The organism is Bacillus sp. FDAARGOS_235 (assembly GCF_002073415.2).
Lineage (GTDB): Bacteria > Bacillota > Bacilli > Bacillales > Bacillaceae_G > Bacillus_A > Bacillus_A toyonensis.
This window is the reverse complement of sequence record NZ_CP020437.2, coordinates 371,899-396,813: the sequence shown is the minus strand read 5'-3', so window position 1 is coordinate 396,813 and position 24,915 is coordinate 371,899. Positions and strand designations below refer to the sequence as shown.

Here is a 24,915-nt window from a genome sequence, read left to right as displayed (position 1 = left end):
GTGCGATGTTGGAATTAGTTACAGTAACTGATTTAGCAGGAAGTACAGAGATACTAACAGGGTTTCCAACTATAACTAGAGTCCGTAGGGTGAATGGGGAAAAAGGAATCAGTTTTCTACTATATCCTACAGAAGAAAATACACATTCCTTTCCGTTGGTACAAGAAGAAAGCAAAATTGAATTTGATGGCGAAATTTATATTGTAAAGCATTTAGCAGAAAGAACTATAGGGGATAAGTTTTATAAAAGGGCCGAATGCATTCATGAATTTTACGTGAATATGTTGAATAAACAACAGTACAAAGTTCATAATGGCAGCATGACGTTTCGTGATGCGGTAGATTTTGTATTCGAAGGAACTGGTTATCAAACAGCAATTATTGATCAGTTTTATGCGGAAGACTTTCAAGAGTTTGGTAAAGAAAATCGATTGGCGTTATTAAAAAAGATATTAGAACGCTATAAGGCAGAAATATCCGTGCGTGGAAACCTCGCGAGTTTTAAAGAAAGAATAGGGGAAGATACAGACTTTCAATTTCGATACAATTATAATATCAAAACATTCGAGCGTGATACTGATACAAAACCCCTTGCTACTTATATTCGTGGATATGGTAAAGACGGATTAGAGAGAGAATACACCAGTCCGAATGTACATAAATTCGGTCTAAATGAAGCTGATTCCATAGATGATGAACGATATACAACTATAGAAGGGCTAGATAAGGCATTAAAAGAAAACCTACAGGACACGCCAGTTGTCAGTATGACAATTGACTTTATAGATTTGAGAAAAGCCGGATACCCCTACAATGTTCCGAATGAAGGGGATCGGGTTCTTTTAATTTATGAGCCAATGGATATTGATATTGAAACCAGAATTATGGAGATTGAGGAAGTATTTAATGCGAAGCTAGAGCCGATTGCATGTAGGGTTACACTAGCTAACTATAAAAAATCTTTTGGTGGGACACTTTTTCAAACTGTACAGAAGGCAATGAGTGGCGTTGTAAACGAAGATGGGAAAATTAAATACAATGCCTTAGATGAAGGCGTTAAACGTGCAAGTGAAGCAATTAAGAACGCTCAAACAGAATTAACATTTGAGAATGGCATACTTGGCGTTGATCCTAAAAATCCAAATAACCTTGTAGCCTTCACCAGTGCTGGTATCGGAATTAGCCGAGATAGTGGAAAAACATTTAAAGAAGCCCTTACTTATGAAGGGCTTGTTACTTCAGCGGGTGTTGTTGGTCAATTGGAAGCAAATAATGTCCGAATTGGACTAGGTACATTTTTTGAAGAAGGTTATGATCCATTAAAGGTTTCAAACAGATTAGAAACCTTAATTGATAATGTATCTAAAGATAATGTGATTAGCGTAATTGAAAAACAGTATCTTAATTCTGAATGGAATAAAATACAAAATGAGTATCGATCCATGATACAGATCGCACTTGGATATTGGAAGGCAGAAGAAAAGATTGCAGAAAGAGATATGTATACTCAAAGGTACAACGAATTAAAAACTTTTTTAACAGTGTTGGTTGATGAAAATAACAAGGCTGCCATTTTAGCGCCTTCAAATATGAAAAAAGATTCTATAATCGATGGGGAATTGTATAAAAATCGTTTGAAGAATTATTTTGAAACGCAAACCGCCTTGAACGGATTGATTGTATTAAAAGCGAAAGAAATAGCAGAAACGGCTCAAAAAACAACGGAAAATATATCAAAGACATTATTAGATTTTGTGGACGATTCCAAAATTGACATTATGGAACGGAGATATATTAAAGAACAACTAGCAAATATAATTGGAACAGTGTTGCCTGATACAGCAAATACTTTGCCAATCGTTACCGCCTTAGACAGTGGAGGAAAAGGTGAGTTTTATTCTATTCGTAAACAGGCAACTAACATAGGGATACCTACTTCAGATGCGAACTATATCGCTGTGGCAACCCAATATACGAATTTAAAACTATTTCTAGAAGATCTTACACCAATTGATGTATGGGACACCTCTATTGGTAATAAAGACAAAGTTATCTCCATTAACCCTACTGTATGGGGTGATACATGGCTCAAATACTATCAAGCTGTAGATGCTCTAAGTGAAGTTATCCAAGCGAAAGCGAAAAAGAATGTGGACGAACAAACATCTGGTGGAAGTAATATTTTAAAAAATACAGCGGACTTTATTGCGAATCGGCTGTGGGGAGACAATGGACAAGGTGGCGGTGTTCCAGATAGTTCAATCTTATATAACGGAAAGAGAACATTAAGGGTTCTTATGCCACAAGGGGTTAAGTACCTTGAACCTAATATACCTTTGAAAAGAAATACCTATTATACGTATTCTACAATGGCATACGGTTCAGCAGCAGGAAATGGGACAGTGATAACGCCACTTCATTTTTGGGCGCATACAGCAAAAGATACAGCTGGACAGATGGTTGAAATTATTAAGTATGATCAATCATTTTTATCAAAACAATGGAAAAGGTTATACGTCACTTTTTTAACACCAAAAGATAAAGATTTATATTTTTCTCCTTATATTTTTAATGGGATGGCATCCGGTACATTAAATGTGATTGAGATGGCGTTTCAAGAAGGTAGCATATTAACTGGCTGGACAGAAAACCCGGATGAAGTACGAGAGAAGATTGAAAAGATTCAAACGGATTTACGTTTAACAAGTCCACTTCCAACAACAATAAATTTGGACTCGAATGGTATAACGGCCAATACAGGGAAATCAGATTCCTTTGCAAGATTGGACTATCGTGGTCTGTATTCAAAAAAAGGCGCTGTGCAAATAGAACGGGAAGATGGTTACAATTTAATCATAAACGGGATAGCCAACTTTGATATGAATGTTAGTTCTCATGAACCGCCGTTTATGTCACCAGGTGTAAATTATAGCGCCTATTGGTATGCAACACGTAATACAACATGGTCGAATTGTAATTACTTCACTTTAAAACATACAGGTAGATATTTAGTTTTTGCGTTGAGTCTTGCAATTGATCCGGGTTCATCGGCACAAGTGAAAATAACCGATGTAGACGGAAAGGACTTATGGTACACCATGCATAGCAAAACGATTGCGAATGATTATTATGTAAATGCCATGATTGATCTGGGTGTACCAACAGGAAATATGAAGTATATCTATTTGAAATTAGCATCCAATAGTGCCAATCATACCGCTTATGCAAGATTATTAAGTGCATGGCAAGAAAGGTGATGGGAATGGAAATGAAAGAACAATACGATTTGTATGAACGGTATAAAACATGTATTTATGCTGATTCAGATGATGCAGGGAATATAACGCGGTTAGAATGTGGTCAACATATTATACCAAGTAATGATTATATGCATTTCTTCCGAGTTGATCGCTATGTAACTGACACTATACAAAACTATAAGGTTGTCTGGAATGGAAGGGTTGCAGAGTTACAGGCAATTGATTTAGAAATAGAAAAATCAGTAAAAGCAATATATTTCGCCCCTACAAAAGAAGAATTAGAACGAGAAAAGGCAGAGATGGAAGCGAAAATTAAAATGCTTGAAGAACAAATAGCAGCACAACAAGTCGCACCAATCGAAAAAGAATAAACCAAAGAGAGACAATCAAATATGTCGCTCTATTTTTTTTGCCTAAAAAGGGGTGGTCAAAGTGGAAGGGTTACAAGAAGTAAGAAGTGACGTTCAAGAAATAAAGCAAGATATCAAGGACATTCGTTTAGAAATCAAAAGCTTAGAAAATCGAACGACAGGTAACGAAAAAGACATTATTAATATCACTAAACAGTTAGATAAAATTGGTGCCAATACTACCTGGATATTACGACTTATAGTGGGTGGAATTGTTTTGGCAGCTCTTAACTTCTTCTTGAAAGGAGGTGGTATGTAATGTTTGAAATTACAGTAATGATTGGAATTGTAGTTGGTCTTTCACAAATTGGGAAGACAATTGGATTACAAACAAAATATGTTCCGCTATTGAATTTAACGCTTGGCATTGTGCTAGGCGTTTTATTTTTGGGCGGAGATATCAAAACAAATGTATTTCAAGGAATCATCATTGGATTGTCAGCAAGTGGATTATTTCACCACACAAAAATTATGAAAAAGGATGTTGATGCTAAATGAAAAAGACACTGAAACATATTACCTCGTTTCATATGATTTTAGTACTTGCTAGTTCGTTTGCTACAAGTGCTTTTGCTGATAGAACACTTTTTATTCCTGATTTACCTAAACAACCATATCGTTACGGTGTTGGTGCTTACGAGGGCGTCGTAGCTCATTCTACGGCGACTCCAGAAGCACCAGCTATCAATATTCAAAAATATGAGTCTCGTACATGGAGAAATGCATTCGTTCATTATGCAGTAGATTGGAATGAAACAATCCAAATTGCTGATACAAAGTACATTGCTTATGGTGGTGGACCAGGAGCAAATAAACGCTTTGTACATGTAGAACTTTGCGAAACAGCGGATTACGATAAATTCAAACGCAGCTATGATAAATACGTGAAGTTACTTGCTAAAATTCTTCGTGATCGTGGTTTATCTGTGGAAAAAGGATTATGGACTCACAATGATGTAACAAAATACCTTGGTGGAACAGATCATGAAGATCCACTTGACTACTTAAAGTCTCATGGCGTTTCAGAAGCTCAATTTAGAGCAGATGTACAACGAGCATATAAAAATTCTAATGTGGATGTTTCTGTGCCTGAAAAGCCATCTAAGCCGGTAGAGGTACCGACAGCGGTAACAGATGGAATTGCTTATATTGAAGGCTACAATGTTAATTTACGTAAAGGGCCAGATACAAGCTATTCTAAGATTCGTCAGTTAAATAAACCAGAATCTTATGTTGTATGGGCTGAAAAGGATGGTTGGTTAAATCTTGGTGGAGAGCAGTGGATCAAGAACGATCCATCTTATGTGAAATTCGAAAAGAAAAGTAAAGTGGATTCATCTATTGTAGGGAAACGCGTTGTATCTAAAGTTAACAATCTACGTTTCTATGATGCTCTATCTTGGCAGGATAAAGATGTTGCTGGTTCTGTAGATACAGGACTAGGATTTACTATTGATGCAAAAGTAACTGTCAATGGATCGTCACAATATAAAGTACACAATAGCAAAGGTAAAACATACTATGTAACTGCAAATGAAGCCTATGTGTATGTGAAGTAATAGCGAAATTAAAAAAAAAGCATTCCTGTTTTAATAGGAGGGATGCTCTTTTTTTATTTATACTTAATTATTTTCCATATTGTATGTGTCTAGTTTAATGTGAGCCATTCCTTCAGCTTCTATCATTTCAAAAATTTCTCTTTTACTTTCTTCATAAACGTCTAATATTCCTAGAATTTCCGAAGCTTCGGGGTCCATGCGGTTAACTCCTATCAATTATTTTAGAACTTAACCAATCTCAGTTTGTAACTCCATTCCAAACATCAAGATCGTTATCATCTAAAATTGCTTTGATTTTATCTTTCTCAAAAACTACTAGATATTCATAAGGTAAGGCTAAAACTTGAATAATTGAAGGTCTAATTTTTAGTAGCTGATATGCATAAAATGCTTCTAATTCACCTTCTGTTTCATCGACAGGACCGATATACCAACCAGAATAACCTTTTTCACAATCCTCAGCCCTTTGTAAATAAATCTCATCTAGTTGTAACACATTTTTTGCAGTCACTATTTTATCGCTAAACCTTATCATTTCACCATCAATATTTAACTGACGTAAACAGTGTACTTGTTCTAATTGCACCCATAAAGCAATTGTTAGATCCTCTGTAGTATCCTTAAATGGATTTTTTGTATAATCTGGGGCAATAATGTGATACCCATCTTCACGTTTGGATAGAACAAAAATAGACCAACCAGCTTGTATAGAAAATCCATCAACTAATTTGTTATATTCTACTTTAGTTAGCAAATACAATAACTTTTCTATTTGAGGGCTTAAATGTTCTTCTGCTGTAGCTAATATATTTTTACCACCTATATTTTTAACTATTGTTTTCAATGGACTGCAACCTCTCTTTTATTGATTTTTTCAAACCGTCTCTAGCTACTGCTTCACGTTCTAACATTTCCAGTCTTATATTTTCGGGAACCTCACCGTATTTAGGGTGCCCCAGCAATGTACTCCAATCTTTTGCATTCTTAGAAGCATTTGTTGGTTTTCCAAGTCCAACAAAGTTTACAGCCATATTAAACACTTCTATAAACGTTTACAGGTTGCAGCTTGAGCTTGTTCGAATTGTTGCATACGTTGTAACGATGCAGTCGAATTATAACTCCTTGAAATAATACCAATTTCATGTAACAACTGTAAATATTACATTTTTGATGGATAATTACATAGACCAATAAAAAAGAAGAACGTTTACCCTTACTACAAGGCGTTCTTCTTTTTTTATTTTATTCGTCGTCTTCAAAATCGCGTAAGCTATCCAGCAATTCTGTAAAAGATGAACAAACAGGGTAAATTGCTTCTTCCAGCTCTTCTTCCTCATGATCCCAAAATACAACGGTTGGGGCTTCGGGATTATTTCGGTAATCAAAACATAGAAGGTTACCAAACGGGTCTCTAGCAAAAGGGTATACTTTATCAACTAATCTATCTTTTATACCTTCATAGTTTTGGACAATCGAATATTTATCTTCTATATGAAGAGTTAAGAGGTCACTGAATACATTTTCATCTTGTCCTGGTACATCAAATACTTTTGGGTTAGGGTATCCCCCGTCATATTTCTTCACGCACGCAACAAAATCGTTGGGTAATTTAATATTAAAATATTGTTCTATCTTTTGGATTTCTACGTCTGTAATTGGTGTTTTACTCATAAAGGACCATGTAATATTGTTCATTTTTGCCACTCCTTATTTATCGCTATCTTTTCCCCAAATTTTATATCCACCTGTATGACCAGTATCGTGATGTATCTGATAATCTACAAGTTGCATTCTACCAGTATCTTGATGGTGATGCCATGTGTAATGCTTTGGTGTTTCACCTTGTTTAAACATTTGGATTTCTTCTTTCGTAAATTTTGAAGCTAAATCAGGGTCTTTTATTATTTGTTCGTATAATGCTTTACTACATTTTCTAAAATGTGTTGGTCTAGATTTTTTGAAGTCTGCCTCTTTTAGGATTACCTCACCCTTAGATTTAAAAATAGGGAACCCATCTGCATCATACGGAATACCTGTAACAGGATGTTTGTCTCCTGCCAACTCACCTTTTCTTAATCTTATTGTCTTAGGACCATTTGGACCTTCATAAGTATATGGAGCTGCTTTCTGCAAATACTGTTGGATACTTCCAACTCCTGCATATGAGAACGGAGTTCCAGGTATGAATTCATAGTTATTTAATATATGCAATGCATTTCTGTATGCAGAGGAGTTTGTTAGAAGCGATCCTCCTTTTGTAAGACTTGTAACAGCTGTTACTTTTCCTACTTGTCCAACCTTATCCAGACCTTTGCTACCAATAAAACCTGTGAGTAGCGAGGTGACTGCATAAGCTGCATAATGTTCTCTACTTTTCATATCCCCATTCCATAACTCATTTATGAATGAATCGGATAGAGCATTCCATGCCGCAGGTAGGGTTTCTTTATAATTTACGATTGCATCCTTCATGTCTAACCAGGTCTCTTTATCTCCTAAAGCGACGAATCCGTCCCATGCGTCTACAACCCCATCTACAACCCCAGTAGAAATCCCAGTCCACGCATCATTCAAGTCCTTTTTATTTCTATCCCAAAATGTCTCTTCTGATTTTGGCGGGATTTTGCCACACATGGCACCTTCTTCAATTGAATTATCAGCCTGACGATTCCTATCTTCTGTAATCGCTTGAATAGAAGTCGCCCATTCCATATTCAACCCTTGCGTACTAAATGTTCCGCTTGCAGGACTAAATCCTTTGCCACTTTGTACTTCCGCAAGCCCTTGTGCGATACTCGTAGCTAGTTGAAGTGCTGTAGTATAGTTATTGCTAGACGTTTGATTAAATTCATATAGATGATTTAACTTTTCTTGAAGTTTGTGTCTCATGAGAGTAAAAAGATTCGCCATGGCGTCCATACCCGGGATTGGCATAGCTTGACTAATGGCTTCCATACTTGCCTTCATTCGGTCAATTTCTCGAATTTGTTCTAATATTTCTTGTTCAATAACATCTGTTGAAGCCACCTGTGATTGAAATTGACTTGGAAAGGCATCGTTCTGACGGATTAATTCTTCACATAAGTAAATAATTCCTTGTGCTAATGGACGAAAGGTTTCTGTGAAAAATGCTTTTGCACTATCGTAAGTTTGTCCTTGTAGAACAGTATCAATTGCAAAAGCATCAATCGATTGAATGGCTTGTTCCATACCTTGAATGGTAGCGGTACATACAGCGTTCATGCTCTGAGTTTGGTTCTGTACTTCTCCCAAATACATATTTAAACTCATGCATTCGTCCTCCTTACTAATTGTTGTTGTTGGTAGGATAGGTTGTTTTCTAAATTACTAAGGTCTCGTCTTTCTTTAAGCAATGTTTCTTTTTTGTTTTCCAATTCGAATGTAAGTTTTCGCTCAATGTGTTGTGCTTCTTGACGGATATCCATAAAAAAATGAGATAATTCTCTATCGCTGTGCCAAGTTTCTAAAATACGGTTGAATAGGCGATTACTTCGATTTTTCCATTCGTGAAAATCTGTTTCCGCTTGTTCTTGAGTTTGAATCGCGGATTGATTTCGTTCCTGTTTTTCAAATACATTTTGTAACTTCTGATTTAACTGTTTAGTTTGGTTTTCAATATCTGGATCCATCTTTTTCCTCCTATCGTTTTATCTTTACGAAGGTGGTCACATTAGCGAAAATTGTTGTGAAGCTCGTGATCCATTCTCTCAAACTCTTTGGCTACTGAATGAATATTATCGACAGCTTGTTGAAAGGCGGTTGAGAATTGTTTCGTCAAATCTAAAACTTGTTGGTTCACTTCTTGTGCTTTTGAATTAACAGAGAGTGTAGTACGCGTTGCCTTTTTTATAGAGCGATTTGTTGCACTTTGGATGGTATCTGAAGCTGCTCTCATCTGCGTAGCGATTTGTTGTGCTGATTGAAAATTACTTTGAAATTGTCCCATCGTATAAACCCTTTCTATATTTCTATGAACGTATTTAAGAAGGAGAGTGCCTAGTGTGTATGTCCAGTGTCTACTGTTCTTTATAGGAATACTCCCGGAAAAATATTGCGAACTTAATTATAACAATAATTGTATATATTTTCCTTGAAAGATTTACTTTTTATAAAATTTTTGTGTTTTACAGTCTTTGGTCAGTGGGAAAGAGTCCATCATGAGAGAAAGCGATTTGCTAGGAATGAAATAATAGATAAAGAGATTAGTATAGTATTTATAATTGATGCAAAGGTAACTGTTGATGCTTCCAATATAAAGTACATAATAGTAAAGGAAAAACATACTATGTAACAGCTAATGAAGGCTATGTGTATGTGAAGTAGCAAAGAGAGTCTGCTCAAATATGAGTAGACTCTCTTTTTTATTTAATTCATATTGGATTAAAATGTACCGCTATTATTTTCTGTTAGATACTTGGTATCTACATAATCAAGATCCTGGACATGTTGGTATAACGTCGTTAATAACTCTTTGTCTTTGCATAAAATACTAATATCAAAACCATCCACTATACTTAATAAAAATTCACAATTACTATTAATAAAATCCGTTGCTGTAATTATCGATGTATAATCCTCCTTTTTAGTAAAAGCAGACATCGTCAAAAAAATTAAATAATATTTCTGGTTTAAGGTACGTTCTAAATCACTCCCAGTTATGAAACGATCCTTATTGAATGAAAATGCATTTGGAAAATTACCGTTAGAATCTTTAACGTATACTTCAGCCGTATCAATTTGCCATACATAGTTTTTGAAATTAAAAGGTTCTAATAAACTCAGTACGGATAAAAAGAAATTTTCATCTTCTGGAGCGTGAAAGTGTATTCCTATATTCATATTATAATAATCTCCTTTTTAAAAGTGTTGTAATTGATTAACATATGAAACCATATCATAAATTATTTAAATTATATATATAAATTTTAATCCTGAGGAGGGATTTAGTAAGAAGAGATATTAAAGAAGAAATGCGTGTATTATCTAAACAAAAAAGTGCTAACAAGTTTGCAAACGAACTTGCTAACACATATAAGAAATAGATAAAAAATATCGCTGATATGTCACCTTCAAATATAGACTTAATCATATAGAAAACACTAATACTGAATCCTCATAAAATCATTCGTGATACCAAGAATATAACCATCCCGATATCCCTTTACTTTTGCGACGAAAACGAGGCATGATATTGATTTCTACTTCAGAATTTGCATCAGATAATAAAAAAATGCGGTTTGTAAAGTTAAAAGTACAACAAGCTACAAACGGTATGAAATGGATTAAGTTATTTAGAACATTAAAAGATGATTTTCAAATAGGTGGAGAAATTGAATTAGACCATATTGTCCAATATCCGAAAGATTATATTGTCGGAACAAATAGAAGAGTATTACTTCCGTATAATGAGAGAATATATAAAGTGCAAGGTACTAAAAAAAAGCTAGGTATAAAAGTAAAGGAGAAAGGATATCTATTTAAAGAATTTCAGCGGAAATTCTCTCATTTCACATTACTGCCAGAATGCAAAAGGGTAGCAACAAATAATGAAAATGAATTATTTCCTTTATTTGCACCAAAAGGATTAGAGACCATAACATTAGAAATTTGGTCCGAAAATATAGTATTGGAAATAGAACAAGCATTATTTGATAGTGAAATAGTTTTAGCTAAAATAGGAGAAACATCTTATGTAGTAAATGCAGATTTACCAGTATTATTAAAGATTGTAAGATTTAATATGGAAAAAGTGTTACAAAATCCATATAAAATGCAGTATTGCCAAAAATATAAAACAAATCTTGTAGATGATGTTGTAAAAGCAGTTCATGCTACGGCAGGTAAGCGAAGTGATACGACGTTAGCATTAATTGCAATGAAGAAGTGTGATGGAAGAGAGAAGATTGATCCGAAACAAATTATTCGTGAAGGGTTTGCACGAACAAAACGTATTTCAACATTTATTAATTTATTTATAGGTCAAAGTGTATCTCGTGAAACAATTGTAACTAGTATTTTTAATTTATTAGAACAAAAAGGATTTTTGAAAGGCAATTGGAATAAGAGGAATTTACCTTGTACATATGTCAATTTATCAGTTGAACGAATCTCGAAGTTTGATTTCTTGCCTATTATTTCAAAAATAAAAGATAAAGAAATATCATATAAATTATATGGGGATACGGAGTGGCAACCAATCGACTATATGTTATTACATATAAATAAACATAATGTATTTTTACCACAACCATCAAAAAGAAATGATGTGGGTGCCCGTTTTAAGGAATTTGTATCTGAAACATTAATGGGAATGCTACAACATACGCAAAAGGAAAATGAACAAGTTTATTTCATTGTAGATGCGAATTTGAGAAAATATTGGATTAAAGAGTTGCAAAATGAAAAAATTAATATAGATATTGTACCTGAGATTATTCCAGATATGTTAAAGGTTCCGAATTTAAACGTTATAAGAATAAATACTGCTTTTGATGTACCAAGCTTTGTTGTAATAGAGCGTGAAAATGATATGGATAGAACTGGATTATATGCGGATCAAACAGGGATGTATTATAGCACTGGTGAATATCGATTAAATTGTAGTGACACAATTCAACAATATATACTTGAAATTCTACCATTAGGTGTAAAACATGTAGAAAGGGAATATATCGCTAAAATGATACATTTCATGTGTTGTAATTCAAGTATACTTCCGGAAAAAAATGTGCATATGCCATATTCTATGCATATGGCTAAAGTAATAAAGAGTTATGCCACTGATATAGATGCAAGAGAGTTTAAAGAATTCGATGATGAATTAGATGTTGATGTAATAAAGAGAGAAAAGAAAGATTCATAGTGCTAATTTAAACAATAGTAAACAAATCCTGCTCGTTATACCGATTAGGATTTGTCATTTGTTCATGTAAATATAGCTATCCTTTGTCATGTATCTTTTCTATTATGTATTTACTTTATAAACATTCAGGATTAAGATGTTTTTTAGAAATACAAAAACTGAATCACGTGGAAAATTAATTTTAAAATTTAATAGAAATTTGAAAGGAATGGGGAATTGTGAAGAAATTAGATGTATTATTAATGCTACTGAGCGGCCTCTTTCCAATTGCAGGAATGTTAAAGCAAATCCCTCTTGAACAATCTTTATATATTGGAGGACTTTTATTTTTTACTAGTTTCGGTAGTTACTTTGCAAAAAAGATATATTCACGTATTTGTAGCTGGATAGCATATGCACCATTTATAACACTACTGTTAGTTATTTGGAATCAGGATATTTCAACAAGTGCTATAATAGCAAATGCCAAAATTGCCGCCTGTATCGCTTTAATACCTTGTATATTTCGCTTTCGTACATACGGGCTTACTTTAGGTTTATTCTCATTATGGGCCGGTTTATTATGGGATATAAAAGAAGTACAGTCGTTAGTCATACTTGAGCGTATGACGAGTTTAATGACAAGCAATTACGTATATCTTCTACTCTTAGCTGGAGGACTTATATTAGGTGGATTACTTGCGACGTTTATACACCGTAAAGAGAAGGATGATAATAAAGAAAATATAAATCTATTTCAACAAAAAAAGAAACGCAAAAAACTATCATTTAAGATGCCACTTCCAAGATTACCGAAATTTAAGATGAAATTATTTAAGTTTGGTGGAAAAGGTTCTAAACGTAAAACGCCAGAAAAAATACGTAAGCATAATTACGAAGAATCAGCTCCAGCTGCAACATATGAAATGTCGGAGCAAATAGATCAATATAAAGAAGATACTGTTCAAGGACAAACGAGGATGGAACGTCGTAGAAATAGGTATAATGCATAATAAATTTCAGTAAACCTTTAATGATTTATCGTTAAATTGATAAATTATTAAAGGTTTTTTATGTAATTAAATATAGATTGCCAATGAGAAATTCATAGCATATTCTAAAGTTGAGGACTTAAATAAAATAATGGGAGGACAAAATGCTTATTATTGCATATATTTCTGTCTGTATATTATTTTCAGTTAGTTTTTTACATATTTATTGGGCTTTCGGGGGTAAGTGGGCGACAAATAGTGTCATTCCAACTAAAGCTGGAGAAAAGGCGTTTACACCAGGTACAGGAATGACATTGTGCATTGCGTTATTATTAAGTATGGCAGCAATGATTTTATTACAACAAGCAAATATTGTTCATTTCGCAGTTCCAAATATTTTTGTTCAAATGGGATCCTGGGTTTGTATGGTTGTTTTTTTCATAAGAGTAATTGGTGAGTTTCATTATTTTGGTATCTTTAAACGAAAAAAAGGTACGCAGTTTGCTAGAATGGATACTGTTTTATATATACCACTTTGTGCATTTTTATCATTATCCTTTTTATTATCAATTATAAAGTGAACTTAGGAAAGATAATCATGTAATGTATTTAGTAAATAAAGATGCGGATATTAAATAAGAGGTTTCTGTGCAATCAGAAACCTCTTATTTTTTGTGATTGTAAACATCGGTTATTAGGGAGCTTATTTATTTAATTAAGATAATAGAATGTTTATATTTGAAAGAAATGAATTGGGATTTAGTTATTACTTCTATGAATGATGCATTTTCTTCATTTTTTTGGTCCCTAAAATACAACTAATAATTGCGAGTAATGCATTTGAAGAAATAAAGTTTACGGTCCAATAAATTCCTGTTCCAGCGATTATATCGATAATTATAAATCGTTTAATTGCCGAACTTTTGACTACATGAAAAACAAATTGATTGTTATTGTTATCCAATGTTATCACATCCCTTATCTAATATATGACAAGGCATGCTTGTTCTAGTCTCGATGATAGATAATACACAAAAGAGTAATTAGCAGAAGCATATAAAGTAGTTATATATAAAGGATAACTTATTGGAAGTTAAATTCTTAAATTCAGTGAAAAAAATAAAAATCATAATTTATCCTGCGTTATTGATGGAATATTATGTTTTACTTAAGAGGTTATGCGGAAAGTTTGAAGAAGAATTCTTTCATTAAAAGTACGATTCCCAGCAGAAACAAGACTTCAATTGAGAACCAAAACATACTTTTTTGAGGTTTTTTAAATTCCATAATAATTGATGAAAATAAAAAAATTGCAATCAGTATGATGATTAAGAGTCGGATTATATCAACCATTCATAACACTCCTATTATTTAATCAATACTATTATATAATCTTTTCCAAAGATATAGAATGCTAGAACCATTTTATTATAATTTCAATAAATAGAACAGGCGGTGTATAGTATCTGTTTTTCTGCAAATTATTTCAAACGTGTAGTGGAAAGTAATAAAAGTGATAAATCCACGTTTTAATAAAAGGATGTAAGCGTATTCTTAGCGAATTATAGATAATTAAGAGAGGCGGTGACACTATGAAATATGTAAAAGTTAGCATGAATGGTGGAAGTGAGCACAAGTTCTCAATGACTTTAGAACGATTTGAAGAGCTTATTACTACAGAGAATGGATTATTAGAAAATAAATTAGTTTGTATTGAAAATGTAATGATTAACCCAACTAATATATCTTCCGTAGTTGAAAAAATTGGTGTACCTGCTAAATTTATGGAAGTTTAAAGGTAATTAGATAAAAAACATCCATGGGGATGTTTTTTGTTTATAAATAAAGTAATTGTACAATGAATATATGAGCAGATTTTAATAGTAATCATGTAGGCTATCAAGAATGAATGGATATAGAAAGGTCTTTTCTACTACATACTCAGAAAAAACCTCTAATCACATTAGAGCATCCAATAGCAGGGTGCTCTTATTTTTTATGAAAAATGTAGCTTCATAAAGGTTTCGTTTCAATTATAGTTTTCATTAACTTTTGATTTTAAACTTATCTTTAACGTTAATAAATATTATGGTTAATATAATAGCAATAATTAAATTAGACAAATAGAAATTTTGGTGAATCAGTAGTTCGAAGATGACATCGAATGTATACAATAAAGCGACAGCAGGTAATATACAAATAAATATAAATCTCCAATTTTTTAAATAATGTTTATAATTAGTAAGTACTTTCTCCATTCATATTGCTCCTGTATTTTTTATTTTCTATATAATTATACATTTAAATAAAAAGATTTACAAAGTATTTAAAAAATATTTAGCAACTAATGTGATTTTGGGAGATAGATAAGGAGAAAGTAAAAAACATTATAGATCTATAGATTGAGAGAAATATAGAGAAAGCTTTTGTTAAAAACTTAGATGGTTGCAGCAATATGTGTAATAAACGATTTGGCTTTAAAAAGACTTTTAAACATCTAGACTAAAATGATACACTATAATCTACGTTATTTTAGAAATGAATAGAGGGATTTATATGATAGATAAAATTAAAAATGTTGTTGAGGATATGTATGAAGATGAAGCAAAACATTTACTTCAAAGTATTCTCATACAGTTAGATGTATTAGACGGGAATTATAGCGAAGATATGCTAAAAAATTTAACGAATATCCCTAAGCAATTGACGAGTCATACAACTCAGGAAAAGAATTTAGAAGAAAGTACACACATTCATATTGCCTTTGATGATTCAACAGCTGGATGTTTAAAATATATGTTGAAACAAGAAGGATTACACGAGGAGAATGTTGTTTCATACTCTGAATTCTTTTCAATTGGTCCCATACATCAATTACATACGAATGAAGGTCAATTAGCAAGGTCACAGTGGTTATTAAATAACTTAACTTCTTATGATTGTTATTTTGAAGAAGAGTATTTACCAAGATTTAAGGAGACTTTAGAAGAGCTACATTCAATTCCGAATGAAACACCGATTACCATTTGGAAGGCGGATAATGCCCATGAGCATGTAGGACTTTGTTTTGCAATTGCTCAATTAAAAGATAAGAAAAATATTCGTGTTATAAATACTTCTGAAGCGAGTAGAGAAATATTAAAACAAGATTATGATATTCGTGGAACTGGAGAATTATCTCCTGAAATTTTAGCTCTTTTTCTAAAACGTTTTGTGGAATTTCCGTATTTAACTGAAGAGAAGCGAATGAAGTTTGCACATGAGTGGGATATATTATCGCAAAGCATGGAGTTTTTAAGAGTTTGGAAAGACGATGAAGTGCATTCTGTACAAGAAGGTTATTTTGATCAATTCATTATTGAGTGTGCAAAAAATGTAGGAGCAGATAAAGAATTTCATAAAGCTCCGAGAGTAATAGGTGAAGCACTTGGTCTTGCGGATCAATTGGTTGGGGATACGTTTTTGGAATATCGCTTGAAAGAATTAATTAAGCAAGAAGTATTTGAATATGAAGGTTCATTAGATCAAATGCGTTTTTATAGTGTGAAGTTAAAAAAATAATAAATATATCCAGTGTATGAAAAAGTTCGTATTTTTAAAATGCGAACTTTTTTCAATTGAATTTAGGCTATACATAAGCTTCCTATAGTTAACGAATTACATATGAATGTTAAAGGAAATGAAAAGAAGGTGATTTGTTAATATGTATAACCAACAAAACTATCCATATGATCAAGGGATGTATTATAATCCACAAAACTACGGTTATGAATCTGCAAATGAAGTGAGAGATATTGAACAAGAAGATTACAGGCCAGATGATGCGGAAGATGCTCCAACGTCACCACCACCGTCACAAGCTCCGTCGTTACCGTCCACATTTGCTTCTCCAGCACAAGCAGGTAATATGAAATCATGGATGTGTAACTGTCTAGGAAGATGGGGCTATTTACGTTTACATCGACCTGGTCCTTTCGGAAGAGATTTATGGTTCTTTCCAACTGAGGTAAGAAGAAATGGGGTTTCAGGTTATACTTGGCAAGGTGGTCGCCGTCGTAAAGTAAGTTACCGATATCAACAAATTAGTAACTTTATGTGCTTCGCATAAAGAAAAGTGAGCGAGTAGAATACTTTTACTCGCTCACCTTTTTATTTTTCAATATACGAAGTAAGATTTTAATTAAAAATTTACAATTTTCAAGTTTTTATTAGAGTATAATGCATATGTTGGTTGATTTTCAAAAACAAGTGAGAGTGAGGGAATGCAATGTCAATGAAAAACAAAGTGGGCCTAAGAATAGAGGATGGCATTAATTTAGCTTCAGCTCAGTTTAAAAAAGATGCGTATGAAATTTATAAAGAATCGAGAAAAGTCCAGCCTATATTATTTGTAAATCAAATTGAAATCGGTAAAGAATGGCTCATTACAAGATATGAAGATGCTCTGCCGCTTTTAAAAGATAATCGCTTAAAAAAAGATCAGGCAAATGTGTTTCCTCAAGATACAAAGAACATGTATCTTTCCGTTGACAATAGTGATCATTTAACAACGCACATGTTAAATTCAGACCCACCTAACCACAGTCGTTTACGATCTTTAGTTCAAAAAGCTTTTACACCGAAGATGATTTCACAATTAGACGGAAGAATTCAGAGAATAGCGGATGATTTAATAAGTGAAATAGAGCGGAAAGGTACATTAAATCTTGTGGATGATTATTCATTCCCATTACCGATTATTGTAATAAGTGAGATGCTTGGCATTCCAAAAGAGGATCAAGCGAAATTTAGAATTTGGTCTCATGCGGTCATTGCATCGCCAGAAACACCTGAAGAAATAAAAGAAACCGAAAAACAACTATCTGAGTTTATTACATATCTTCAATATATAGTTGATGTAAAACGAAAAAATCCAAAAGAAGATTTGGTTAGTGCGTTAATACTTGCAGAAAATGAAGGGCAGAAACTTAGTGCTCGAGAGCTATATTCAATGATCATGTTATTAATTGTAGCCGGACACGAGACAACAGTGAATTTAATAACAAATACGGTATTAGCACTTCTTGAAAATCCGAAGCAATTACAGTTATTAAAAGATAATCCGAAATTAATTGATTCAGCTATTGAGGAAGGATTGCGTTATTATTCTCCAGTTGAGGTGACAACTGCAAGATGGGCGGCTGAGCCGTTTCAAATTCATGACCAAACAATCCAAAAAGGAGATATGGTTATTATCGCATTAGCTTCCGCAAACCGTGATGAAACAGTATTTGAAAACCCAGAAGTATTTGATATTATGCGTGAGAATAACCGTCACATTGCTTTCGGACATGGTAGTCATTTCTGTTTAGGAGCTCCACTTGCTAGGTTAGAAGCAAAGATTGCTATTACTACTCTGTTTAAAAGAATGCCTGAACTACAAATAAAGGGCGATCGTGAAGATATTAAATGGCAAGGAAATTATTTAATGCGTTCTTTAGAGGAATTGCCTTTGACTTTCTAGAATAGTTAAAATGAGACATGCATACATTGAAAATGTTTTACATAGAGTATGTATGTGTAATTTAAATTCGAAACGGAAGGGTGAAACTATCCCAATGATCAACTAATTCTATTTTTAAGAGATCTTCGTTAAAAAACGAAATATTCTTCTGAATAGGATTAGTATGTACATATATAGAAAAGGGATGTGTTTCGCACTGCGAAAAATATAGTCTTTTCATATGATTTGTGCTGCCTCCTGTTCAGAACATGAAATAGGAGGCTTTTTTATGTCGACGACTATAGAACCGAAACAAAATCATGGGGTATCACAAGTATTGAAAAATCGATTTGTACAGGGAATTCTTGCATCAGCATTATTTTTACAAATAGGAATATGGGTTCGAAACTTTGCGGTATTATTGTATGTTATGGAAATGACGAAAGGTGATGCTTTCGCTATATCAATGATTTCAGTTGCTGAATTCGCCCCGATTTTTATATTCTCATTCATTGGTGGAACTTTTGCTGATAGGTGGAAGCCGAAGAGGACAATGATATGGTGTGAAACGTTAAGTTCTATTTCAGTATTCGCTGTATTAATTACACTTATGTTTGGAACGTGGAAAATTGTGTTTTTTGTGACGCTAATCTCTGCAATCCTTTCGCAGTTTTCTCAACCATCTGGAATGAAGTTGTTTAAACAACACTTATCGACGGAACAAATTCAATTAGCAATGTCGATATATCAAACGATTTTTGCGATATTTATGGTGTTAGGACCAATTCTCGGAACATTTATTTTTCATAGTTTTGGAATTTATATTTCAATCATTATAACAGGTATCGCGTTTTTACTTGCTGCAGGTGTATTGTTATTTCTTCCAAAAGATCTTGAAAACGAAGCAGAAAAGAAAGACATCACGCTGTTGCAGGAAATGAAGGATGGTATTAAATACGTCAAAAAGAAAAAAGCATTAACTTTACTTGGATTATGTTTTATGGCAGCAGGACTAGGAATAGGCTTAATTCAGCCACTAGGCATATTTATTGTAACTGAGCAGTTAGGGTTATCAAAAGAGAGTTTACAATGGTTACTAACAGTAAATGGCGCAGGGATGATTGTTGGCGGAGCTTTAGCGATGGTATTCGCAAAAAACGTTGCGCCGCAAAAAATGTTAATCGTAGGTATGCTTGGTCAGGCTATTGGAATTGGTATAATTGGTTACTCCACAAATTTATGGGTGACACTTACGGCACAACTTTTTAGTGGGTTAGCTCTACCGTGTATTCAAATAGGTATTAATACACTTATTATACAAAATAGCGATACGGATTTTATTGGTAGAGTAAATGGCATTTTAAGTCCACTGTTCACCGGTTCAATGGTAGTAACGATGAGTATTGCTGGTTCATTAAAGGAGATGTTTTCGTTAAGTATGATGTACGAGGGGACGGCTCTACTATTTGTTATTGGATTATTGTTTATTTTACCTATATACAATTTAAAGCCAGTAATAGCAGTAGAAAGTGAAATGAATGGTAAAGGAAGTGCTGTGCAACATGAATCCTAATCCAAACGTTAAATACCCAATTGAAGGAAATCAAAACGTTCATTTTATAAAAAATACAATAACGAAATCTAATATACTTGTTGGTGACTATTCTTATTATGATGCGAAACATGGGGAAACATTGGAAGATCGAGTATTATATCATTATGAATTTATCGGAGATCGTCTCTTCATTGGCAAGTTTTGCTGTATTGCATCTGGAGTTACCTTTATTATGAACGGAGCGAATCATCGAATGGATGGATTTTCAGCTTATCCGTTTAATATTTTTGGGAATGGATGGGAGAAGTTTACACCAGATTTGTCTGATTTACCGTATAAAGGAGATACAGTTATAGGAAATGACGTTTGGATTGGTATGGATACAACGATTATGCCCGGAATTAAAATAGGAGATGGTGCAATCATTGCAGCGAAATCTGTTGTGACTAAAGATGTCGCACCATATACAATTGTTGGTGGAAACCCTGCAAATAAAATAAAAGAGAGATTTTCAAATGAAATAATAGAAGAATTATTGCAAATTCAATGGTGGCATTTTGACATTGAAAAGATAACTGAAAATATCGATGCTATTGTACGAGGGCATATAGAAACATTAAGAAAGCTAAAAAGGTAATAAAAAATAGATGACAAAGAGTATCATACCTCCGAATTTTGTTAATGATAATAGAACAAGGAGGTGTGATACTATGGCACAAGACGTTTTATGTGAAGTAAACAATTGTAAATTTTGGGCTAACGGTAATAAATGTAGTGCAGATGCAATTTATGTAGTTAGTCATAAAGGGAAACAAGCATCTACAACGGAAGAAACAGATTGCAAAACTTTCGATCCAGAATTGTAAATTTTTGAAGGGTAGCCAAATCGTGGTTGCCCTTTTATTAATACTAGTATTGATAATAAATCTCATTTTCATTCATTATTTTTAACTTTTTCTGTTATTTTTTTATATTTTCTTCATAAGTGATGTAATCCAACGTAGTTCATGCTCAATACGTGATTTAGTAAATTCAACAACTTCTGTAATAAAAGGTGAGACAACGTCAAGGGATTGGATGGCTGTAAGTTGTTTTTGAAGAACGTTTTGGCGCGTAGTTAAAATTTCTATTCTAGCCTCGTAATCAAGTTTGTCGAAAAGCGCGATACGTACAAGGACCTCAGTGTTGTTTGTCGCAATCTTTTCGGGGAATTCTCTTAACATTTCATAAAAAATTTCTTCTCCTGTTTCTGTTATATTGTACATATTTCGGTTTGGTTTTCCGACTTGTTTCTGTACATTTTTCATTATGGCTCCCATGTTTTCAAAACGCCGAAGAGTAGGGTAAAGCATGTTATGATTTAATCCAAAATTATTGCCTAACCGATTTTGAATATTTTTCTTTATTTCATAGCCATGTTTTGGCCCTGTTGTTAATTCTGCAAGTAATAAAATATCAACATACATAAAAAAGCCTCCTCATATATTTCTCAAGTTTTCATTTGAAAAGTTTTGCTATGTATATGTTAAAATAACATATGTTAGTTTATACAACTTTGAATTACCTACCTATCACTTTTATTGTAAAAGAAAAGGGAGGAAAGAACTATGGATTCACCTGAAAATGTTATTTTAGTTCATGAAATTTCAAAGCTAAAAACAAAAGAAGAGCTGTGGAACCCGTATGGATGGTATCAATTTATGAGGGATAATCACCAAGTACATTATGATGAAGAGCAAGATGTTTGGAATGTTTTTTTATATGAGGACGTGAATCGTGTTTTATCAGACTATCGCTTATTTTCAAGTAGAAGGGAGCGGAGACAATTCGCAATCCCTCCTTTAGAAACTAGAATAAATATAAACTCTACAGATCCGCCAGAACACCGTAACGTACGTTCAATTGTTTCTAAAGCATTTACTCCAAGAAGTTTAGAACAGTGGAAACCTCGTATACAAGCTATTGCAGACGAACTTGTAAAAAATATAAAAAAGTATGATGAAGTTAATATTGTTAATCAATTTGCTGCACCTTTACCTGTTACCGTTATATCAGACCTATTGGGAGTACCTACTACAGACCGTAAACAAATTAAAGAATGGTCTGATATTTTATTTATGCCGTATAGTAAAGAAAAGTTTAATGATCTGGATGCCGAGAAAGGGATTGCATTAAATGAATTTAAAGCATATCTTTTACCGATCGTTCAAGAAAAAAGATATCATTTAACAGATGATATTATTTCAGATTTAATACGAGCTGAATATGAAGGTGAAAGATTAACCGATGAAGAAATTGTAACTTTTTCATTAGGTTTATTAGCAGCTGGTAATGAAACGACTACAAATTTAATTATTAATAGTTTTTATTGCTTTTTAGTGGATTCACCTGGAATTTATCAAGAATTAAGAGAAGAACCTAAATTAGTTGCAAAAGCGATTGAGGAAGTATTACGCTATCGCTTTCCTGTTACATTAGCTCGGAGGATTACAGAGGATACAAACATATTTGGTCCTTTAATGAAAAAGGATCAAATGATTGTTGCATGGGTTAGTGCAGCAAATTTAGATGAGAACAAATTCTCACATGCTTCTAAGTATAATTTACACCGCATAGGAAATGAAAAACATTTAACCTTTGGTAAAGGTCCGCACTTTTGCTTAGGGGCACCGCTTGCACGTTTAGAAGCGGAGATTGCATTAAGTACCTTTATAAATGCTTTCGAAAAAATAGAGTTATCTCCATCTTTTAATTTAGAAAGATGTATATTGAAAAATGAGCAAACTTTAAAATATTTACCTATTCGCTTAAAAACTCAATAAAACGTTCAACAAGGTACATTGTATTGTACCTTGTTTTTTTATTTCTCAATTGTAAAATTTTGGTGTGTTTTATAGTATGGAGGTGTGTGAAAAAAGCGTAGAGGAGGATGCTTATGTTAACGTGCAATGGGAGTAAAACGTTTCAAACATTTATTAAAGCTGTAACTGAGTTAATAAATGGTGATTTATTAGAAGAAGAAATCGTGTGTAAAATTGAAACATTACTAGAAGAACTTTTAGAAAAGAAAACATGGCTTCCGTTAGATAAACAGAAGTCAAATTCGGCTCAATATGCACGACACTTACTGTATGAAGATCCATTAAAACGTTTTGAAGTATTAGCTCTCGTATGGAAAGATGGACAATCTACACCATTACATGATCATGATGGCACATGGGGAGTAGAAGGCGTTTTTTCAGGAAGGATAATGGTGCAGAACTTTGTTCAAACGAAGCAGCTTGGAAATTCACTTTCTTATTTAACACATACAGGAAATCTTTATTTGGGAGAAGGCGAAACAGATAAAGTAATTCCACCAGCTGATTGTCATATTCTAGAAATATCCGGAAATGAAAGCGTAATCACTATTCATATATACGGAAAGCGTTTAGAAAAGTTTAAAGTATATATCCCAACAGAAGAAAAAAATGTATATATGTGTGAGACAAAATATATTAGTTATAATTCATAGCATAAAATCCAAGGCTTTTCTATAAAAAGAACAGCTTTGGATTTTATTTTTAATTATTTCTTGACCTGAAACGCTTTTCATAAATTATAAATAAGGAGTACTTCACGAGATTCGTATGAAAACGATACCTTTTATTTAATAAAAACTCGTGTATTTATAGAAAGTGGTGAAGAAATAATGAAATTAATCGCAATTGATCTAGATGGAACTCTTCTTTCAGGGAATAAAATGATTAGTAAAGAGAATGCAGAAGCAATTCGAAAATGTCAAGAAGCTGGCCATGTTGTAGCAATTTGTACAGGACGTTCTATTGTGGATATTGAACGACTATTGTTAGAAGTTGGTTTGGAGTGTCCGATTATCGCAGAAAATGGTGCGCTTATATATAAAGATAAAAAAATGATGAAGAGATATCCAATTCAAAATATGCAGGCACTTGAGATTGTAGAATATCTTGAAGAGAATGGCTTGTATTATCAGCTCTATACTAATAAAGGTGTGTATGTACCCGATTATGGAGTAGAGAGTGTACGTAATGAAATCGAGTATGTGAAGAATGCAAAAGGAAATTTCGATTTGAAAGAGTTAGAAACGATTGCTGCATTATACCTTGAGCATACAGCATTTCATAGCACAGAAAGTTGTAAACCAATTGTAGAAATGGATATACATGTGCATAAACTTTTACCGTTTTCTTATGACATAGAGAAATTAAAAAAATTAAAAGAAACGTTTCTGCATAATACGGATTTAGCTATTACATCTTCCTATTGGCATAATTTAGAGATTAATCATCGAGATGCTCAAAAAGGAAATGGATTATATACTTTAGCAGAACATCTTAATATTCCAGTTGAAAACACTGTAGCAATAGGCGATGGCTTAAACGATGTTTCTATGATGGAGAAAGCAAATATATCAATTGCAATGGGAAATGCAGTTGAAGAAATAAAAGCGATGTGTAAATACGAAACGTTAACAAATGAAGAACATGGTGTCGCACATGCTTTATATAAATATGTAATGTAATAAAAAGAAAAAAAGAATCCAAAAAGATTCTTTTTTTCTTTTTATTAGGGGTAAGGTATTCTATGAGATTCATAGAAACCTTATTACACCTCATTATATAGAATATATTGGAATAAATGTTTATATTTTTCATGAAAGTTGTGAATTTTTTATGAATTTTATGATTATTATATTTTTATCCCGCATTAACGGGCAGTAAGACCCCTCACCTCAAAATTCAGCGGAAGCAAAGAAGTTAGGTGGGGGATGAAC

The 24,915-nt window shown here is 33.1% G+C and carries 29 protein-coding genes and 1 pseudogene; 19 read left to right on the top strand and 11 right to left on the bottom strand.

Annotated elements, in window-relative coordinates; genetic code table 11:
- The first annotated feature begins 5 nt into the window (after positions 1-5).
- From A6J74_RS30605 to A6J74_RS03660, 5 genes are all read left to right on the top strand, one after another.
- A complete protein-coding gene (locus A6J74_RS30605; RefSeq protein ID WP_080609324.1) occupies positions 6-3,257 on the top strand; it encodes a phage tail spike protein in 3,252 nt (1,083 codons plus the stop codon).
- Positions 3,258-3,262: 5 nt separating this feature from the next.
- A complete protein-coding gene (locus A6J74_RS03675; RefSeq protein ID WP_176543868.1) occupies positions 3,263-3,631 on the top strand; it encodes a phosphodiesterase in 369 nt (122 codons plus the stop codon).
- Between the two features lie 61 nt (positions 3,632-3,692).
- Positions 3,693-3,929, top strand: a complete 237-nt coding sequence (locus A6J74_RS03670; protein ID WP_080609319.1) for a hemolysin XhlA family protein — start codon at positions 3,693-3,695, stop codon at positions 3,927-3,929.
- Positions 3,929-4,168 (top strand): holin, encoded by a 240-nt coding sequence (locus A6J74_RS03665; RefSeq protein ID WP_080609317.1) that lies wholly within the window; start codon positions 3,929-3,931, stop codon positions 4,166-4,168. Before A6J74_RS03670 ends, A6J74_RS03665 begins: the two co-directional genes overlap by 1 nt.
- Positions 4,165-5,229: an N-acetylmuramoyl-L-alanine amidase gene (locus tag A6J74_RS03660; protein WP_080609314.1), complete on the top strand. Its 1,065-nt coding sequence runs from the start codon at positions 4,165-4,167 to the stop codon at positions 5,227-5,229. Before A6J74_RS03665 ends, A6J74_RS03660 begins: the two co-directional genes overlap by 4 nt.
- 63 nt (positions 5,230-5,292) lie before the next feature.
- Here the strand turns inward: A6J74_RS03660 and A6J74_RS30290 are convergent, their stop codons facing one another.
- The 7 genes from A6J74_RS30290 to A6J74_RS03630 all read right to left on the bottom strand — a co-directional run bounded on the left by A6J74_RS30290 (position 5,293) and on the right by A6J74_RS03630 (position 9,196).
- The gene (locus A6J74_RS30290) at positions 5,293-5,427 is read right to left on the bottom strand and encodes a hypothetical protein (RefSeq protein ID WP_002109431.1); all 135 of its coding nucleotides are present in this window, start codon (positions 5,425-5,427) and stop codon (positions 5,293-5,295) included.
- 40 nt (positions 5,428-5,467) lie between these two features.
- Entirely contained in the window at positions 5,468-6,073 is a 606-nt protein-coding gene (locus A6J74_RS03655; protein WP_080609312.1) for an immunity protein Imm33 domain-containing protein, read from the bottom strand.
- Positions 6,057-6,260, bottom strand: coding sequence for a hypothetical protein (locus A6J74_RS03650; protein WP_080609310.1), 204 nt, complete (start codon positions 6,258-6,260; stop codon positions 6,057-6,059). The genes A6J74_RS03655 and A6J74_RS03650 overlap by 17 nt, the downstream gene beginning before the upstream one ends.
- 211 nt (positions 6,261-6,471) lie before the next feature.
- Positions 6,472-6,924, bottom strand: coding sequence for an SMI1/KNR4 family protein (locus tag A6J74_RS03645; protein ID WP_001060035.1), 453 nt, complete (start codon positions 6,922-6,924; stop codon positions 6,472-6,474).
- A gap of 12 nt (positions 6,925-6,936) precedes the next feature.
- Entirely contained in the window at positions 6,937-8,520 is a 1,584-nt protein-coding gene (locus A6J74_RS03640) for an HNH endonuclease (RefSeq protein ID WP_000056063.1), read from the bottom strand.
- The gene (locus A6J74_RS03635) at positions 8,517-8,879 is read right to left on the bottom strand and encodes a DUF3958 family protein (RefSeq protein WP_080609307.1); all 363 of its coding nucleotides are present in this window, start codon (positions 8,877-8,879) and stop codon (positions 8,517-8,519) included. Before A6J74_RS03635 ends, A6J74_RS03640 begins: the two co-directional genes overlap by 4 nt.
- 41 nt (positions 8,880-8,920) lie before the next feature.
- Positions 8,921-9,196 (bottom strand): TIGR04197 family type VII secretion effector, encoded by a 276-nt coding sequence (locus A6J74_RS03630; protein WP_080609304.1) that lies wholly within the window; start codon positions 9,194-9,196, stop codon positions 8,921-8,923.
- Between the two features lie 302 nt (positions 9,197-9,498).
- Here A6J74_RS03630 and A6J74_RS30600 point away from each other — a divergent pair.
- A pseudogene (locus tag A6J74_RS30600) lies at positions 9,499-9,573 on the top strand (N-acetylmuramoyl-L-alanine amidase); the annotation flags it as partial.
- A 57-nt stretch (positions 9,574-9,630) separates the two neighbouring features.
- Here A6J74_RS30600 and A6J74_RS03620 read toward each other — a convergent pair.
- Positions 9,631-10,089 (bottom strand): DUF2691 family protein, encoded by a 459-nt coding sequence (locus tag A6J74_RS03620; protein ID WP_080609302.1) that lies wholly within the window; start codon positions 10,087-10,089, stop codon positions 9,631-9,633.
- 352 nt (positions 10,090-10,441) lie between these two features.
- Here A6J74_RS03620 and A6J74_RS03615 point away from each other — a divergent pair, with 352 nt between their 5' ends.
- The 3 genes from A6J74_RS03615 (at position 10,442) to A6J74_RS03605 (ending at position 13,664) form a co-directional block, all read left to right on the top strand.
- Positions 10,442-12,112: an RNaseH domain-containing protein gene (locus tag A6J74_RS03615; protein WP_000626117.1), complete on the top strand. Its 1,671-nt coding sequence runs from the start codon at positions 10,442-10,444 to the stop codon at positions 12,110-12,112.
- A 218-nt stretch (positions 12,113-12,330) separates the two neighbouring features.
- Positions 12,331-13,104, top strand: a complete 774-nt coding sequence (locus A6J74_RS03610; protein ID WP_000732196.1) for a DUF3959 family protein — start codon at positions 12,331-12,333, stop codon at positions 13,102-13,104.
- Positions 13,105-13,247: 143 nt separating this feature from the next.
- A complete protein-coding gene (locus A6J74_RS03605) occupies positions 13,248-13,664 on the top strand; it encodes a DUF3995 domain-containing protein (RefSeq protein WP_000905313.1) in 417 nt (138 codons plus the stop codon).
- 191 nt (positions 13,665-13,855) lie between these two features.
- Here A6J74_RS03605 and A6J74_RS03600 read toward each other — a convergent pair whose 3' ends face one another.
- Positions 13,856-14,047, bottom strand: coding sequence for a hypothetical protein (locus A6J74_RS03600; protein ID WP_000369809.1), 192 nt, complete (start codon positions 14,045-14,047; stop codon positions 13,856-13,858).
- A 628-nt stretch (positions 14,048-14,675) separates the two neighbouring features.
- On the opposite strand from A6J74_RS03600, the gene A6J74_RS03595 reads away from it, so the two are divergent.
- Entirely contained in the window at positions 14,676-14,879 is a 204-nt protein-coding gene (locus tag A6J74_RS03595) for a hypothetical protein (RefSeq protein WP_000878374.1), read from the top strand.
- Positions 14,880-15,128: 249 nt separating this feature from the next.
- Here the strand turns inward: A6J74_RS03595 and A6J74_RS03590 are convergent, their stop codons facing one another.
- A complete protein-coding gene (locus A6J74_RS03590) occupies positions 15,129-15,341 on the bottom strand; it encodes a hypothetical protein (protein WP_000416832.1) in 213 nt (70 codons plus the stop codon).
- A gap of 298 nt (positions 15,342-15,639) precedes the next feature.
- Between A6J74_RS03590 and A6J74_RS03585 the strand changes: the two genes are divergently transcribed.
- The 6 genes from A6J74_RS03585 (at position 15,640) to A6J74_RS03560 (ending at position 20,986) form a co-directional block, all read left to right on the top strand.
- Entirely contained in the window at positions 15,640-16,644 is a 1,005-nt protein-coding gene (locus A6J74_RS03585) for a DUF1835 domain-containing protein (protein WP_000565711.1), read from the top strand.
- A gap of 142 nt (positions 16,645-16,786) precedes the next feature.
- A complete protein-coding gene (locus A6J74_RS03580) occupies positions 16,787-17,191 on the top strand; it encodes a hypothetical protein (RefSeq protein WP_000282698.1) in 405 nt (134 codons plus the stop codon).
- Positions 17,192-17,350: 159 nt separating this feature from the next.
- Positions 17,351-18,586: a cytochrome P450 family protein gene (locus A6J74_RS03575; RefSeq protein ID WP_000062113.1), complete on the top strand. Its 1,236-nt coding sequence runs from the start codon at positions 17,351-17,353 to the stop codon at positions 18,584-18,586.
- Positions 18,587-18,854: 268 nt separating this feature from the next.
- Complete coding sequence (locus tag A6J74_RS03570) at positions 18,855-20,138, top strand: MFS transporter (RefSeq protein ID WP_000108180.1); 1,284 nt, start codon at positions 18,855-18,857, stop codon at positions 20,136-20,138.
- Complete coding sequence (locus A6J74_RS03565) at positions 20,128-20,757, top strand: Vat family streptogramin A O-acetyltransferase (RefSeq protein ID WP_001069238.1); 630 nt, start codon at positions 20,128-20,130, stop codon at positions 20,755-20,757. Before A6J74_RS03570 ends, A6J74_RS03565 begins: the two co-directional genes overlap by 11 nt.
- 73 nt (positions 20,758-20,830) lie before the next feature.
- On the top strand, positions 20,831-20,986 hold the full coding sequence (locus tag A6J74_RS03560) for a DUF1540 domain-containing protein (protein WP_000046090.1): 156 nt from the start codon (positions 20,831-20,833) through the stop codon (positions 20,984-20,986).
- A gap of 102 nt (positions 20,987-21,088) precedes the next feature.
- On the opposite strand, the gene A6J74_RS03555 is transcribed toward A6J74_RS03560, so the two are convergent.
- Positions 21,089-21,586: a PadR family transcriptional regulator gene (locus A6J74_RS03555; protein ID WP_000289118.1), complete on the bottom strand. Its 498-nt coding sequence runs from the start codon at positions 21,584-21,586 to the stop codon at positions 21,089-21,091.
- A 141-nt stretch (positions 21,587-21,727) separates the two neighbouring features.
- On the opposite strand from A6J74_RS03555, the gene A6J74_RS03550 reads away from it, so the two are divergent.
- The 3 genes from A6J74_RS03550 (at position 21,728) to A6J74_RS03540 (ending at position 24,663) form a co-directional block, all read left to right on the top strand.
- Positions 21,728-22,942 carry a cytochrome P450 gene (locus tag A6J74_RS03550; protein ID WP_000378115.1) on the top strand — a complete coding sequence of 405 codons (1,215 nt, stop codon included), beginning with the start codon at positions 21,728-21,730 and terminating at the stop codon, positions 22,940-22,942.
- A gap of 113 nt (positions 22,943-23,055) precedes the next feature.
- Positions 23,056-23,634, top strand: coding sequence for a cysteine dioxygenase family protein (locus A6J74_RS03545; RefSeq protein ID WP_080609299.1), 579 nt, complete (start codon positions 23,056-23,058; stop codon positions 23,632-23,634).
- Between the two features lie 177 nt (positions 23,635-23,811).
- Entirely contained in the window at positions 23,812-24,663 is an 852-nt protein-coding gene (locus A6J74_RS03540) for a Cof-type HAD-IIB family hydrolase (RefSeq protein ID WP_000766360.1), read from the top strand.
- The last annotated feature ends 252 nt before the right edge of the window (positions 24,664-24,915 follow it).

Bases quoted from the DNA above. Each gene is read 5' to 3' on its own strand.
- A6J74_RS03550 (WP_000378115.1), top strand. From the start codon at position 21,728: ATGGATTCACCTGAAAATGTTATTTTAGTTCATGAAATTTCAAAGCTA.
- A6J74_RS03540 (WP_000766360.1), top strand. From the start codon at position 23,812: ATGAAATTAATCGCAATTGATCTAGATGGAACTCTTCTTTCAGGGAAT.
- A6J74_RS03665 (WP_080609317.1), top strand. From the start codon at position 3,929: ATGTTTGAAATTACAGTAATGATTGGAATTGTAGTTGGTCTTTCACAA.
- A6J74_RS03575 (WP_000062113.1), top strand. From the start codon at position 17,351: ATGTCAATGAAAAACAAAGTGGGCCTAAGAATAGAGGATGGCATTAAT.
- A6J74_RS03640 (WP_000056063.1), bottom strand. From the start codon at position 8,520: ATGAGTTTAAATATGTATTTGGGAGAAGTACAGAACCAAACTCAGAGC.
- A6J74_RS03595 (WP_000878374.1), top strand. From the start codon at position 14,676: ATGAAATATGTAAAAGTTAGCATGAATGGTGGAAGTGAGCACAAGTTC.
- A6J74_RS30290 (WP_002109431.1), bottom strand. From the start codon at position 5,427: ATGGACCCCGAAGCTTCGGAAATTCTAGGAATATTAGACGTTTATGAA.
- A6J74_RS03620 (WP_080609302.1), bottom strand. From the start codon at position 10,089: ATGAATATAGGAATACACTTTCACGCTCCAGAAGATGAAAATTTCTTT.
- A6J74_RS03630 (WP_080609304.1), bottom strand. From the start codon at position 9,196: ATGGGACAATTTCAAAGTAATTTTCAATCAGCACAACAAATCGCTACG.
- A6J74_RS03645 (WP_001060035.1), bottom strand. From the start codon at position 6,924: ATGAACAATATTACATGGTCCTTTATGAGTAAAACACCAATTACAGAC.
- A6J74_RS03570 (WP_000108180.1), top strand. From the start codon at position 18,855: ATGTCGACGACTATAGAACCGAAACAAAATCATGGGGTATCACAAGTA.
- A6J74_RS03635 (WP_080609307.1), bottom strand. From the start codon at position 8,879: ATGGATCCAGATATTGAAAACCAAACTAAACAGTTAAATCAGAAGTTA.
- A6J74_RS03555 (WP_000289118.1), bottom strand. From the start codon at position 21,586: ATGTATGTTGATATTTTATTACTTGCAGAATTAACAACAGGGCCAAAA.
- A6J74_RS03560 (WP_000046090.1), top strand. From the start codon at position 20,831: ATGGCACAAGACGTTTTATGTGAAGTAAACAATTGTAAATTTTGGGCT.
- A6J74_RS03565 (WP_001069238.1), top strand. From the start codon at position 20,128: ATGAATCCTAATCCAAACGTTAAATACCCAATTGAAGGAAATCAAAAC.
- A6J74_RS03590 (WP_000416832.1), bottom strand. From the start codon at position 15,341: ATGGAGAAAGTACTTACTAATTATAAACATTATTTAAAAAATTGGAGA.
- A6J74_RS03675 (WP_176543868.1), top strand. From the start codon at position 3,263: ATGGAAATGAAAGAACAATACGATTTGTATGAACGGTATAAAACATGT.
- A6J74_RS03585 (WP_000565711.1), top strand. From the start codon at position 15,640: ATGATAGATAAAATTAAAAATGTTGTTGAGGATATGTATGAAGATGAA.
- A6J74_RS30605 (WP_080609324.1), top strand. From the start codon at position 6: ATGTTGGAATTAGTTACAGTAACTGATTTAGCAGGAAGTACAGAGATA.
- A6J74_RS03650 (WP_080609310.1), bottom strand. From the start codon at position 6,260: ATGGCTGTAAACTTTGTTGGACTTGGAAAACCAACAAATGCTTCTAAG.
- A6J74_RS03545 (WP_080609299.1), top strand. From the start codon at position 23,056: ATGTTAACGTGCAATGGGAGTAAAACGTTTCAAACATTTATTAAAGCT.
- A6J74_RS03580 (WP_000282698.1), top strand. From the start codon at position 16,787: ATGTATAACCAACAAAACTATCCATATGATCAAGGGATGTATTATAAT.
- A6J74_RS03605 (WP_000905313.1), top strand. From the start codon at position 13,248: ATGCTTATTATTGCATATATTTCTGTCTGTATATTATTTTCAGTTAGT.
- A6J74_RS03660 (WP_080609314.1), top strand. From the start codon at position 4,165: ATGAAAAAGACACTGAAACATATTACCTCGTTTCATATGATTTTAGTA.